At 72.1% G+C, this 12,500-nt stretch carries 17 protein-coding genes and 1 pseudogene; 16 read left to right on the forward strand and 2 right to left on the reverse strand.

Translation table 11 applies throughout. The features are described 5' to 3' along the window. Positions 1-138: 138 nt before the first annotated feature. Entirely contained in the window at positions 139-1,164 is a 1,026-nt protein-coding gene (locus ACLJPL_RS06930) for a WD40 repeat domain-containing protein (protein ID WP_411079797.1), read from the forward strand. A gap of 118 nt (positions 1,165-1,282) precedes the next feature. Here the strand turns inward: ACLJPL_RS06930 and ACLJPL_RS06935 are convergent, their stop codons facing one another. Next, complete coding sequence (locus ACLJPL_RS06935) at positions 1,283-1,684, reverse strand: PPOX class F420-dependent oxidoreductase (RefSeq protein WP_411079798.1); 402 nt, start codon at positions 1,682-1,684, stop codon at positions 1,283-1,285. Between the two features lie 31 nt (positions 1,685-1,715). Continuing rightward, positions 1,716-2,636 carry a TetR/AcrR family transcriptional regulator gene (locus tag ACLJPL_RS06940; protein ID WP_411079799.1) on the reverse strand — a complete coding sequence of 307 codons (921 nt, stop codon included), beginning with the start codon at positions 2,634-2,636 and terminating at the stop codon, positions 1,716-1,718. A gap of 128 nt (positions 2,637-2,764) precedes the next feature. Between ACLJPL_RS06940 and ACLJPL_RS06945 the strand changes: the two genes are divergently transcribed. The 15 genes and pseudogenes from ACLJPL_RS06945 (at position 2,765) to ACLJPL_RS07015 (ending at position 12,492) form a co-directional block, all read left to right on the forward strand. Continuing rightward, positions 2,765-3,871: an ATP-binding cassette domain-containing protein gene (locus tag ACLJPL_RS06945; RefSeq protein ID WP_411079800.1), complete on the forward strand. Its 1,107-nt coding sequence runs from the start codon at positions 2,765-2,767 to the stop codon at positions 3,869-3,871. After that, positions 3,868-4,758 (forward strand): ABC transporter permease, encoded by an 891-nt coding sequence (locus ACLJPL_RS06950; RefSeq protein WP_411079801.1) that lies wholly within the window; start codon positions 3,868-3,870, stop codon positions 4,756-4,758. Before ACLJPL_RS06945 ends, ACLJPL_RS06950 begins: the two co-directional genes overlap by 4 nt. Positions 4,759-4,814: 56 nt before the next feature. Further along, positions 4,815-5,364 (forward strand): annotated as a pseudogene (locus tag ACLJPL_RS06955) (class I SAM-dependent methyltransferase). A 139-nt stretch (positions 5,365-5,503) separates the two neighbouring features. Further along, entirely contained in the window at positions 5,504-5,827 is a 324-nt protein-coding gene (locus tag ACLJPL_RS06960) for a gas vesicle protein (protein ID WP_411079802.1), read from the forward strand. Positions 5,828-5,860: 33 nt separating this feature from the next. Beyond that, positions 5,861-6,355, forward strand: a complete 495-nt coding sequence (gvpJ, locus tag ACLJPL_RS06965) for a gas vesicle protein GvpJ (RefSeq protein ID WP_411079803.1) — start codon at positions 5,861-5,863, stop codon at positions 6,353-6,355. Between the two features lie 131 nt (positions 6,356-6,486). Continuing rightward, positions 6,487-7,227, forward strand: a complete 741-nt coding sequence (locus ACLJPL_RS06970; protein ID WP_411080036.1) for a GvpL/GvpF family gas vesicle protein — start codon at positions 6,487-6,489, stop codon at positions 7,225-7,227. Between the two features lie 4 nt (positions 7,228-7,231). After that, a complete protein-coding gene (locus ACLJPL_RS06975; RefSeq protein WP_411080037.1) occupies positions 7,232-7,498 on the forward strand; it encodes a gas vesicle protein GvpG in 267 nt (88 codons plus the stop codon). Continuing rightward, positions 7,491-8,357, forward strand: coding sequence for a histone protein (locus ACLJPL_RS06980; protein WP_411079804.1), 867 nt, complete (start codon positions 7,491-7,493; stop codon positions 8,355-8,357). Before ACLJPL_RS06975 ends, ACLJPL_RS06980 begins: the two co-directional genes overlap by 8 nt. A 6-nt stretch (positions 8,358-8,363) precedes the next feature. Further along, entirely contained in the window at positions 8,364-9,509 is a 1,146-nt protein-coding gene (locus ACLJPL_RS06985; RefSeq protein ID WP_411079805.1) for an SRPBCC family protein, read from the forward strand. Continuing rightward, entirely contained in the window at positions 9,506-9,889 is a 384-nt protein-coding gene (locus tag ACLJPL_RS06990) for a gas vesicle protein (protein ID WP_411079806.1), read from the forward strand. The genes ACLJPL_RS06985 and ACLJPL_RS06990 overlap by 4 nt, the downstream gene beginning before the upstream one ends. Continuing rightward, entirely contained in the window at positions 9,886-10,860 is a 975-nt protein-coding gene (locus tag ACLJPL_RS06995; RefSeq protein ID WP_411079807.1) for a GvpL/GvpF family gas vesicle protein, read from the forward strand. Before ACLJPL_RS06990 ends, ACLJPL_RS06995 begins: the two co-directional genes overlap by 4 nt. Positions 10,861-10,862: 2 nt before the next feature. Further along, positions 10,863-11,102, forward strand: coding sequence for a gas vesicle protein (locus tag ACLJPL_RS07000; protein ID WP_411079808.1), 240 nt, complete (start codon positions 10,863-10,865; stop codon positions 11,100-11,102). Next, positions 11,099-11,377, forward strand: a complete 279-nt coding sequence (locus tag ACLJPL_RS07005) for a gas vesicle protein K (protein WP_411079809.1) — start codon at positions 11,099-11,101, stop codon at positions 11,375-11,377. The genes ACLJPL_RS07000 and ACLJPL_RS07005 overlap by 4 nt, the downstream gene beginning before the upstream one ends. Before the next feature lie 119 nt (positions 11,378-11,496). Then, the gene (locus ACLJPL_RS07010) at positions 11,497-11,964 is read left to right on the forward strand and encodes an Asp23/Gls24 family envelope stress response protein (protein WP_411080038.1); all 468 of its coding nucleotides are present in this window, start codon (positions 11,497-11,499) and stop codon (positions 11,962-11,964) included. Between the two features lie 114 nt (positions 11,965-12,078). Continuing rightward, on the forward strand, positions 12,079-12,492 hold the full coding sequence (locus ACLJPL_RS07015; RefSeq protein ID WP_411079810.1) for a DUF4259 domain-containing protein: 414 nt from the start codon (positions 12,079-12,081) through the stop codon (positions 12,490-12,492). The last annotated feature ends 8 nt before the right edge of the window (positions 12,493-12,500 follow it).

Below are 12,500 nucleotides of genomic sequence, written 5' to 3' on the forward strand. Positions count from 1 at the left end.
GACGTGACGATGGACACGGTGGTGGCGGCGGGACCGGGGTGCGGCGGTGGGCCTCCCGGGCGTGGTGGTGGGGCCGGCGTCGGCAGCGGACCCCGGGGTGCGGCGGTGGACGGGGGCGGGACGGTGGACACTTGGGCCATGCGTCCGTATCCGAGCCGTCCGGCAGGTCTCGCCGTTCCCGCCGCAGCCCTTCTGCTGCTCCTGGGGGCCGCCTGCCCCGCCGTCGCCGCCGATGGCGAGCCCGACCGTGACTTCACGATCGAGGACCCCCGCATCACCGAGTCCAGCGGCCTCGCCGCCAGCCGTCTGCACCCCGGCGTCTACTGGACGCACAACGACAGCGACGACGGCCCCTACGTCTTCGCCGTCGACTCCCGCACCGGGAAGACCGTCGCGACCGTCACCATGCGGGGGGTGGGGGAGCCGCGTGACGTGGAGGGCATCTCGATCGGGCCGGACGGCGACATCTACGTCGGTGACATCGGGGACAACCTGGACGGCACGTGGAGTCATGTCTGGATCTACCGTTTCGCCGAGCCCAAGACGCTCCAGGACACCACGGTGACCGCCACGCAGTACGACGTGAAGTACGCGGACGGGGCCCGCAACGCCGAGGCGCTGATGGTCCACCCCCGGACCGGGCGCGTCTACATCGCCTCCAAGAACGAGGACGGCGGCGGGCTCTACGAAGGCCCCGCGAAGCTCACCACCGGCGCCATGAACACGTTCCGGCGGGTGGGCGAGGTGCCGTGGGTGACGGACGGGGCCTTCTCGCCGGACGGACGCTCGCTGGTGCTGCGGTCGTACTTCAGCGCCCGTGTGTACGCCTTCGAGGACGGCCGCATCGGCGATGACCGGTCGGTCGCCGCACCGTTCCAGCGGCAGGCGGAGTCGGTGACGTACACGGCGGACGGCTCGGCCCTGATGTTCGGCTCGGAGGGCGCGCGCAGCGGTGTGGTGCGCGTGGAGGTGGAGGGCGGCGGCAAGCCGGAGAAGGGTACGGGGAGCCCGGACAAGGGGAAGCCCTCGGGGAGTGGAAGCGCCGCTGAAGGGCCTGAGGGCGAGGGCGGTGACGGCAAGGGCAGCGTGGGGCTCGGCGCGGCCGTCGTGGCGGGCGCGGCGGTCCTCTGGTTCGCGCTGAAGCGGCGGCGCGGGGAGGGGTGAGCCCGCCCCCGCAGGACCCCTGGGCCCCGCCCGCTACCTCGTAGCCGCGCCGGCAGGGGCTGATAGCCCCCATCAGCCGCCGGCCGCCATCAGCCGCCGGCAGTGGCCATCGGCCTCCTCAGCCTCCGTCCGTCACCGGCCACACCTCGTAGTGCAGCGTCCGGTCCCGCTTCAGCCGGTGTGCGAGCGGGACCAGGACGCCCTGCACGATCGGGTACTTCCGCGACAGCATCCGCGCCGCGTGCGTGTTCTCCTTCGTGCCCGGGCGCAGCAGCCGTGCGTGGGCCCTGATCTGCGGCCCCGTGGGGCTGCCCCGGACCGTGCACGGAGCGATCTCCACCCGCGGGTGGTTCCGCATCCGCTCGACCTTCCAGGCGGAGGAGAACGTACGGATGAAGGCGTGATCGCCCTCGACGGCGATGTTGACGGGCGTGCCGACGGGGGTGCCGTCCTCGCGGTGGGTGCTCAGCAGCACGGTGTACTGCTTGACGAAAGGAGCGAGTTCCCGGCTGGCGTCCATATATCCATTGGGGCACGGGCCGGGCGCGCTGTCATGTCCGGTCGTCTGCCGTCCGTTCCTCGACCAGGGCCTCGAAACCGGCGATCAGCCGCTGGAGCCCGAACTCGAAGTGGTCGAACTCGGGGCTGAAGGTGTCCTCGGCCATCCCCGCCATCAGCGGGTAGTCGCCGCTGTGCATGGCCCGCTCCAGGTAGGGGCGCTGGTTCTCCCAGAACGCGTCGTCGCTCAGCCCGGTCTGCCGCAGGGCCTCCGCCGCGTCGGCCCGGGTGCGGGCGAGGCCCTCGACGAAGCTGTTGACCGTGATGATCACGCCGATCAGCTCGGGGTCGCGCAGCCGCATGGACCGCAGCCCGGAGAGGGCGAGTTCGAGGCCGCGCAGGGCGCTGGGGCCGAGCACCGTACGGGCCTGGTTGATCTTCAGCAGCCAGGGGTGGCGGCGCAGGTTGTCCAGGTAGGCACGGGCCATCTTGTCGATCGCTGCCTGCCAGTACCCGGGCGCGTCGGTCACGTCGGTCACGTCAGGTGCGTCGGGCGCGTCAGTTACGGCGGGTGCGTCGGGTGCGTCGGGTGCGTCGGGTGCGTCGGCGGCGTCCGCAGGGCGGTCGCGGTCGCGGTCCCGGTCGCGGTCCCGGTCGTGCTCCGCGGGCAGGGGCTCGCCCAGCACGCGGTCGAGCATCAGGTCCAGGAGTTCGGCCTTGCCGGGGACGTACCGGTAGAGCGACATCGTGCCTGTGCCGAGCTCGGTGGAGAGCCGGCGCATGGAGACGGCGGGCAGCCCCTCCGCGTCCGCCACGGCGATCGCGGCGGTGACGATCCGGTCCAGCGTCAGGCCCGGTTTGGGGCCGCGGCTCGGGCGTTCACCGGTGCCCCAGAGGAGCTCCAGGCTGCGCCCGATGTCGCCGCTCCCGGCTGTCGTGCCGTCCGTCGCTGCTGTCGATCCGTCTTTAGCCATGGGGTCAGCGTAATGCGCCGGAGCAGATGTGAGTACACCGTACCCGTATTGGAGTACACCGTACTCAGAATGGGGTACGGTGTACTCAGTCGCCTTCCGGGCGACTCGGAGAAGCAGGGGGTAATGCCATGTCCACGTCTGTGTCTGGGGCCGGGCCGAGGTCCGGAGCCGGGGCGAGCACCGCGTCCGGGTACGCGGTGCTCGCCGAGGGCGTCATGAAGCGGTACCAGGTGAAGGGTGGGGTGGAGAAGCGGGCGCTGGACGGCTTCGACCTCGCCGTCCGCCCCGGCACCGTCCACGGCCTGCTCGGCCCGAACGGGGCCGGCAAGACCACCGCCGTACGGGTCCTCGCGACCCTCCTGCGCTTCGACGGGGGCCGGGCCGAGGTGGCGGGGCTCGACGTGGGGCGCGAACCCCGCCGCGTACGGAGCAGGATCGGGCTCACCGGCCAGTACGCCGCCGTCGACGAGGGCCTCTCCGGGCGGCAGAACCTGGAGATGTTCGGGCGTCTCTTCCACCTCGGCAACCGGGGGGCCCGGCACCGCGCCGGGGAGCTGCTGGAACGGTTCGACCTGGTGGAGGCGGCCGACCGGAACACCAAGGAGTACAGCGGCGGCATGCGGCGCCGGCTCGACCTCGCCTCCTCGATGATCCTCTCGCCCGACGTGCTCTTCCTGGACGAGCCGACGACCGGGCTCGACCCGCGCAGCCGGGGCGAGGTGTGGGACGCGGTCCGGGCCCTGGTCGCGGGCGGTACGACGGTGCTGCTGACCACGCAGTATCTGGAGGAGGCCGACAAGCTCGCCTCGCGCATCACCGTCATCGACCGGGGGCGGGCCATCGCCGACGACACCCCGGACGCGCTGAAGAACCGCGTCGGCGGCGACCGGATCGAGGTCGTCGCCGCGGAGGCGGGCGACCTGGCCGCCGTGGCGGAGGCCGTCGACCGGGTGGCCGGGGGCGGGCTCGTCGTCACCGACGACACCACCCGCCGGGTGCACGCCCAGGTCGCCGACCGGGTGGCCGCGCTGACCGAGGTGGCCCGGAGTCTCCAGGACGACGGGATCGCGGTGGAGGACATCGGGCTGCGGCGGCCGAGTCTGGACGACGTGTTCCTGCGCCTGACGGGACACGACACGGGCCGGGGCACGGCTCAGAACGCCGATCAGAACACCGATCGAAAGACCGATCAGAACACTGAGAACCACGACGTACCGGAGGTGGCGGCGGCATGAGCACGATCGAACGGAACCCCGAAGCGGTATCGACCGATGCGGCAGCGACCGCAGCGCCAGCGACCGGAACGGCCTCGACCGGAACGGGCCGGAGGCACGGCCTCGCCTACTGGGCCGTCTCCGACTGCTGGAACATCACCCGCCGCACCCTCACCCACTACCAGCGCCAGCCCTCTGCCATCGTCTGGCAGCTCGGCTTCCCGATCCTCTCCGTCCTGCTGTACGGGTACGTCTTCGGCAGCGCCATGAAGGTGCCCGGCGAGGGCGACTACCTGGCGTACCTGATGCCCGGCATGTTCGCCCTGACCATGGCCATGGGCTTCATGAACACCGCCGTGGCCGTCGTCACCGACGTGGGCAAGGGGGTCGTCGACCGCTTCCGGTCCATGCCGATGGCCCCCTCCGCCTTCGCCTCCGGACGCGGTGCGGCCGACCTGGTGGTCGCCGCCGCCGAACTGGCCATCCTGGCCGTCACAGCGCTGCTGATGGGCTGGCGCGCGGGCGGCGGGACGATGGCGGCCCTCGGGGCGTTCGGACTGCTCCTGCTGCTGCGGTTCAGCCTGATCTGCGTGGGCGTCTGGCTGGGCCTGCTGGTCCCCAGCGCTCAGGCGGCGGGCGGGCTGTACGCGGTCGCCTTCCCCCTCACGATGATCTCCAGCACCTTCGTCGCCCCGTCCCAGATGCCCGACTGGCTGGGCCTGGTCGCCGCCTGGAACCCGATCTCCTCGACGGCCACGGCCAGCCGCGAACTGTTCGGCAACCCGATGCCCGGCGGCGGCACCTGGGTGGAGGAGCACGCCCTGCTGATGGCCGTGGTGTGGCCGGCGGTGATCACGCTGGTCTTCCTGCCACTGGCGGTACGCCGGTTCCGGCGGCTGAGCCGGTGAGGGGCCCTGCGGGGCGGTACGTCTGAGGGGCCCGGGCACCCTCCGGGGTCCCGCTCATGACCGCACCCGAACCCGCCTTCCTGCGCACCACCCGTACGTCCTACGACGCGCTCGCCCCCGACTACGCCGCCTTCTCCCGCGAGGAGTTGGCGGCGAAGCCGGTGGAGCGGTCCGTGCCTCTCCCCGCGCATGCCGGCCGTGGCCAGGGAGGAGCACCCCGGCCTGCGCTTCGAGGAGGGGTCCATGACGGCCCTGGACCTGCCGGACGCCTCCCTGGGCGGCCTGCTCGCCCGGCACTCGACCATCCACGTCCCGGATGCTGAACTGCCGCTCGCCTTCGCGGAGTTCCACCGCGTGCTGGCCCCGGGAGCCCACGTACAGCTCGGGTTCCAGGTGGGCGACGAGCCGTTGCGGCTGACGGAGGCGCTGGGCCACGAGGTCTCGCTCGTCTTCCACCGGCGGCAGCCGGAGCAGATGGCCGGGCTGCTGCGGGCGGCGGGCCTGGAGGTGCGGTCCGTACTGTGGAAGGAACGGGAGACGGAGGGGCCGTTCCCGGAGCGCGCGCCCCAGGGATTCGTCCTGGCGCGCAGGCCGCCCGCGGCCTGACCCCGCTCCCGATCCCCTGGCCGTTCCTGATCCTCTGGCCGTTCCCCTGGGCCCCTTGCCCGTTCCCGTCGGGTGGGCGGGGTCGCACCACCGGCTCTCCCAAGATGCGGGGAGCCCTGTAGTGACCAGACTGGTCACCATGGCAGAACAACGTTCAGCGCGCGCCGAACGCTCCTCGACGGGGACCCGTAAGAAGGCCCCGTCGACGAAGGGGCCCGAGCACGCCGCCCGCGCCGCCTGCCGGAGCCTGGAAGCGCTGATCAGCCACCCCGACGAGGGCGTTTCCTCGATCCGGCGCTCCGACGACGACGGCTGGTACGTCGTCGTGGACGTGCTCGAAGTGCCCCGCATCCCGGACACGACCAGCCTCCTCGCCTCGTACGAGGTGCGGCTCGACCGGGCCTGCGAGCTCGTGGAGTACAGCCGGGTCCGCCGCTACCGGCGCGGTGCCGCCGACGAGTGACCCCGCTTCGTCCGACAGCTGGAAGGACCCCTGATGACGACCACGACCTACGTCGACGGAACCGCTCCGTGCCCGCCCCGCGCCGGCACGCTCTACGACGTGCTGGAGCTCATTCTCGACCGGGGCATGGTGATCGACGTCTTCGTGCGCGTCTCCTTGGTCGGCATCGAGATCCTCAAGATCGACGCACGCATAGTCGTGGCGAGCGTGGACACCTACCTCCGCTTCGCGGAGGCGTGCAACCGCCTCGACCTCGAACGTGACCCCAGCAGCTCCACCGTCCCCGAACTGTTCGGCGGCTCGGCGGCCCGCTCCATCGGCAAGCGGAAGGTGCGCAACGCCGCGGAGTCGGTCGGCGACACCGTACGCAAGGTGGTCGGAGGCGGCGACTCCGACGACCCCGACGAGTACGACGAGGCGGAAGAGGCGGTGGAGGAGCGGCGCGAGCGCCCGAAGAAGCGCCGCGCCCCCGTCCGTAGCAGCAGCAGCGGCAGCGGTGCGAGCCGTCGCCGCCGAGCGGAGGTCTGACCGTGCACGCCGCCGGACGGGAGAGCACGGAGGGGCGGAAGAGCACGGAGGGGCGGAAGCCGACCACCGGCCCGGGGTCGGCCACCGGCCCGGGGTCTGCCACCGGCCCGGGGTCGACTGCCGGCCCGGGGCTGTACGTGTACGCGGTCGTCCGGGCCGGGACGCCGCTGCCGCGACGGGCCGGAGGCGTGGGCAGCCCGCCCGCGCCGCTGCGGACGGTCGGCGTGGGTCCGGCGGTCGCGGTGGTGAGTGCCGCCCCCGCACAGTTGCGCGCCCGCCGCCGTGACCTGCTGGCCCACCAGGAGCTCCTGACGCGGCTGGCGGAGAGCGGGCCGGTCCTGCCGATGCGCTTCGGCATGGTCGCACCGGACGCGGACGCCCTGCACGCCCAGTTGGCGGTGGCGGAGGCGGGCCACCTCACCGCCCTGGACCGGGTCGCCGGGCACGTCGAGATGAACGTGAAGGCCCTGCCCGCGCACGACTCCCTGGCCGCGCTGGTGGCGGGGGACGCGACCGTGCGGCGACTGCGCGACGAGACCCGCAGGCGTCCCGGCTACGAGGCCAGCGTGCGGCTGGGCGAAGCGGTCGCCTCCGCCCTGGCCCGCCGGGCGGCCGAGGCGGGACGGCGCGCCCTGCGCGACCTGGCCCCGATGGCCCGCGCGATGGCCGGGGGCCCCGAGGTCCCCGGGTGCGCGCTCAACGTGTCCTTTCTCGTGGGGCGGGCCGACAGCGACCGGTTCCGCGCGGCCGCCGAGCGTTTCGCGGCCGCCCACCGCGACCACGTCGAGCTCCGCCTCGCGGGTCCGCTGCCCTGCTACAGCTTCGTCGACGCCGGAGCCGGGAGCCCGGCCGCATCGGTGGGCGGTGGCTGACCCCATGGGCCTGATCTCCGGACTGCTGCTGCTCCCCCTCGCACCCGCCCGGGGCGTGGTGTGGGTCGCGGAGCGGCTCCAGGACGCCGCCGAGCGCGAGCTCTACGACCCCGGGGTGATCCGCGCGCAGCTCGCGGCCCTCAACCACGAGCTCGACGAGGGGCACATCGGGCTGGACGAGTTCGAAGCCGAAGAGGAAAGGCTGCTCGACCGGCTGTACGCCGCACAGCCCGGCCGGACACCGACGACAGAAGGTGACAGGCATGGATGACCAGGCGAAAGTCGCACTCGCAGCCGCCGTGGTGGGCGGATACGTGCTGGGCCGCACGAAGAAGGGCCGGCTGGCCCTGAGCGTCGCGACCTATCTGGCGGGACGCCGGTTCGGACTCGAACCCCGCCAACTGGCCGCCGAGGGCATGCGCAGGCTCGGCGAGGTCCCGCAAGTCGCCGAACTCCAGCAGCAGTTGCGGGGCGAGGTCCTCGACGCAGGCCGTCAGGCGGTCACCGCCGCCGCCAATCGCTCCATGGTCTCCCTGGCGGACGCCATCGGCGACCGGACGGCCCGGCTGACCGCGGCCCCGGCCGACGAGGCGGACGAGGAGGAGGACGAGTACGAGGACGAGGGGTCCGAGGAGGAGCCGGAAGCCGCGTACGAGGACGAGGCCGAAGAGGGCGACGAGCCCGAAGAGGAAGAAGAGGAGCCGGAGGAGGAAGAGGAGGAGGACGAGGAGGAGCCGGAAGAGGAAGAAGAGGCCGAGGAAGAGGAGGAGGCGGCCCCCGCTCCCCGAGCCCGCCGCGAGCCTCGCAGGTCCGCGCCCCGGAAGCCCGCCGCGAAGAAGCCCCCGGCCAAGAAGTCGGCCCCGGCCAAGAAGTCCGCGGCGAAGAAGGCGCCTCCCGCCAAGAAGACCCCCGCGAAGAAGACCGCTCCGGCCAAGAAGTCGGCAGCGAAGAAGTCGGCCGAAAAGAAGACGCCGGCCAAGAAGAGCACGGCCAAGAAGGCCACTCCCGCCAAGAAGACGGCGGCGAAGAAGACGCCGGCCAAGAAGACCGCCCCGGCCAAGAAGTCGGCAGCCAAGAAGACAGCGACAGCGAAGCGATCAGCATCCAAGCGCGCCGACCGCCGGAGGTAGTCAGCCATGGCAACGACGGACAAGGACGAGGCCGAGGCTCTGGAGGAGTCGGGTGTCGACCGCATCAAGGAAGAACTGTCGAAGTTCGCCAGTGCCCAGGTCCAGCAGTTCGCCGAGAAGGCGGGCGGCAGACTCAAGGATCTCACCGGCCAGTTGAGCGACAGCGCTGAGAACGGCGGCTCGCTGCCCGCCATCGCCTCCCGCATGCTCCAGGGCGAATCCCCGGTCAAGGCTTTCGTGTCGGAGAAGGCCAAGGGCGCCAAGGACGCGGTGATGGACAAGGCGAAGGGCGTCTTCGGCGGCGGTGGCGGCGACGAGGGCGGTGGGGGCGGTAAAGGCAACCGCAAGGCCGGGGGCGGCAAGTTCATGAACATCATCGAGGTGCTCGACGTGGGCGTGCCGCTGCGCACCGCCTACGACGCCTGGACGCAGTACGACGAGTTCAGCGGCTTCATGAAGGGCGTCCAGAGCGTCTCGAAGGGCGAGGACGAGGAGAGCGACTGGAAGGTCAAGGTCGGCCCCTCCTCCCGCAGCTTCAAGGCCACGGTGCAGGAGCAGGTGCCGGACGACCGGATCGTCTGGACGTCCGAAGGGGCCAAGGGCAGCACGCGCGGGGCCATCAGCTTCCACGAGCTGTCCCCGAACCTGACCCGGATCGTGCTGGTCGTGGAGTACTACCCGTCCGGGTTCTTCGAGAAGACGGGCAACCTCTGGCGCGCCCAGGGTCGCCGCGTGCGGCTGGACTTCAAGCATTTCCAGCGGTACGTCACCCTCACCGAGGAAGAGCCCGAGGGGTGGCGCGGCGAGATCCGCGACGGCGAGGTCGTGGTCAGCCACGAGGAAGCCGTCGAGCGGGAGGAAGCGGAGGAGGCGGAGCAGGAGGAGGAGCCCGAGGGCGAAGAGGGCGAGGAGTACGACGAGGACGAGCCCGAGGAGGAAGCGGGCGAGGAAGAAGAAGGCGAGGACGAAGAAGAGGAGCCGGAAGAGGAGGACGGCGAGGAGGAAGAGGAACCGGAAGAGGAGGAAGAACCGGAAGAGGAGGACGAGGAAGAGGAACCGGAGGAGGACGACGAGGAGGAAGAGGAGCCCGAGGAGCCGCCCGCCCCGAAGAAGCGCGCGAGCCGTAGGCGCAGGTCGGAGGCCGCACGGTGACCGACCTCGACTTCCGCCAGGGAGGGCCACCGGCCAACGGCCCCCAGACCACCAACCTCGCCGACATCCTCGAACGCGTCCTGGACAAGGGCATCGTCATCGCCGGGGACATCAAGATCGACCTCCTCGACATCGAACTGCTCACCATCCGGCTCCGCCTCTTCGTGGCGTCCGTCGACACCGCGAAGAAGGCCGGCATCGACTGGTGGGAGACCGATCCGGCGCTCAGCTCCCGGGCGTCCCGCAATGCCCTGGAGGACGAGAACCGGCAGCTGAGGGAACGCCTCCGGGCGCTCGAACCCCCGGAGGGCGAGGTGGCGGGCGACCCGGCCCCGTACACCGGACGGGACGACGACAGCGAGGAGAAACGGCGCAGATGACCCACCCCGGCTCACAGCCCCAGGCCCCGGACGAAGGGGCCGGCGACGAAGAGGCCCAGGAGGTAAAGGCCCCGAGCGAGAACGGCGCGGACGAAGAGACCCGCGACGAAGAGACCCGCGACGAAGAGGCCCGCGACGAAGAGGTCCGCGACGAAAAGGCACCGGACGCGGCGGCACCGGACGCGGCGGCCACCTACGTCTTCGCGGTCTGCCGGGGCACCCGTGCCACCAACACGGCCGATGTCTCCGGACTGACCGGTATGCCCGGTGGCTCGGAGGTCCGGCTGCTGCCCTGCGGACTGCTGACCGCCGTGGTCCAGTCCGTCCCGGCCGCCGACTTCACGGACGAGGTCTGGCAGTCCCGGCTGGCCGACCGGCACGAGATCGAGCGGTACGCACGGGCCCACCACGAGGTGGTGTCCGCCGCGGCCGTCCACGGGCCCGCCGTACCGCTGCCCCTCGCCACGCTGTACCTCGACGACGAGCGGGCCCGCCGCGCGCTGGAGGGCGAAGAGGCCCGCTTCCACGCGGTCCTCCGGCGCATCGCCCACCACGCGGAGTGGGGCGTGAAGGTGTACGGGCCCGAGGCCGTGCAGCAGGACACCGAGCCGCTCCCGCCCCAGGAGGGCGGCGGGCGCGCGGCCCCCGGGCCCGGTGCCGGGCTCGCCTACCTGAACCGGAAACGCGGGGTCCAGGAGCGGCGGGAGCGCCGCCGCGAACAGGCCCTGTCCGTCGCGGAGTCGGTGGACGCCGAACTGCGTGGGCTGGCGGCCGCGTCGCGCCGTCTCCGTACGCACGGGGCCGTGCCGGCGGGCGACGGGCGGGTGCACGTGCTCAACGCGACCTACCTGGTGGCCGAGCAGCGCGCGGGGGAACTGACCGCACTGGTACGGGTGTTGGGTGAGCGGACCGGGGCGCGGATCGAGCTGACCGGCCCGTGGGCCCCGTACTCCTTCGTCGGGGAGGCGTAGCCGTGGAGGTGGAGGCGCAACGCGAAGTGGTGCCGTGGGACAGCCCCGAACCCCTCAGCGGGCCCATCGGGGTGCCGCTGGTGGACCTGCTGGACCGGGTGCTGGCGACCGGTGTCGTCGTCAGCGGGGACCTGGTGATCGCCATCGCCGACGTACCTCTGGTGCGGGTGTCGCTGCACGCGCTGCTCTCGTCGGTCAGCGAGCGGGTTCCGGCGCCGTGGGCGGACGGGGGGCCGCTGTGACGGGTTCACGGGTCGATCTGGACTCCGAGCAGATGGGGCGGGACCTGGTGGCGCTGGTCCTGACCGTGGTGGAACTGCTGCGGCAGCTGATGGAGCGCCAGGCGATCCGCCGCGTCGAGCAGGGTGACCTCAGCGATGCGCAGGTCGAGGAGATCGGGACCACGCTCATGCTGCTCGACCAGCGGATGAAGGAGCTCTGCGACCAGCACGGCGTGCGCCCGGAGGACCTGAATCTGGACCTCGGCCCGCTCGGGTCGCTGCTGCCCCGGGACTGAGGGCCGCGACGCGGGACCGTACCCCGAATGGCGGATGGCGGGGGGCAGGCGGAGAGTGGATGAGGGGGCCCGCACGGGTGGGAGGAGCGCCCGTGGCAACCACACTCTGTGAGGCGGACATGGTCGACATCGAATCTGGGAGCAAGACCCCGTCGACGACCGGCGGGAGCGACCGAGGCGGCGCGCGCGGCAGGACCACCATCGCTGACGGCGTCGTCGCCACCATCGCCGGGATCGCGATCCGTGAGACCGACGGGGTCCACTCGGTGGGCAAGGGCGCGTCGAGGGCGCTGGGCGCGGTGACGGGCCGGGTGTCCGGGTCATCGAGCAGCGGCCGGACCGTGAAGGTCGAGGTGGGCGAGAAACAGACGGCGATCGACGTCGACGTCGAGGTGGAGTACGGCGTTCCGATTCATGAGCTGGCCGACCGGATCCGCTCGAACGTCGTCGACGCCGTGGAGACGATGACCGGACTGGAGGTCGTCGAGATCAACATCAACGTCTTCGACGTGCACATCCCGGACGATGATGATGATGACGACGAGGACGAGGGTGGCGGCTCGGGCGGCGGCTCCCGCGTTCGATGAGCTCCCGCGTGCGGTGAGCTCCCGCGTGCGGTGAGCTCCCGCGCGTCCCGGCGGTCGGCCGACTGTCAGTGGTGGCTGTGATGATGGGGAATCCGACGCACTGAGGGGGACCCCATGGGCACGTGGGACATCGGCCACTTCGACAACGACAGCGCAGCCGACTTCGGCGGGCGGGTGGACGACGCGGAGCCGGAGAAGAAGGCGGACGTCCTCCGGACCGTCCTGATGGCCGCGGCCGGCACCGATCCGCAGGACTATCTGGACGAGGGCGAGGAGGCGGTCGCGGCCGCCGCGCTGGTCGCGGCCCAGTGCCCCGGGGGCGAGCCGGTCACCACTCCGTACGGCCCGAAGAAGCCGCTGCCCCCGCTCCCGGCCGATCTGCGCCCCCTGGCCGTCCGCGCCCTGGACCGCCTCACCGCGCAGAACGCGGAGCCGCTGGACCTGTGGGCGGAGGCCGGGGCGGCCGAGCAGTGGCTCACGGGCATAGCCGCCCTGCGCGCGGTGCTCGCGGCGGCCCCGGGGGAGTAGGGGGCCTG

It is taken from the genome of Streptomyces sp. cmx-18-6, assembly GCF_046548915.1.
Taxonomy (GTDB): domain Bacteria; phylum Actinomycetota; class Actinomycetes; order Streptomycetales; family Streptomycetaceae; genus Streptomyces.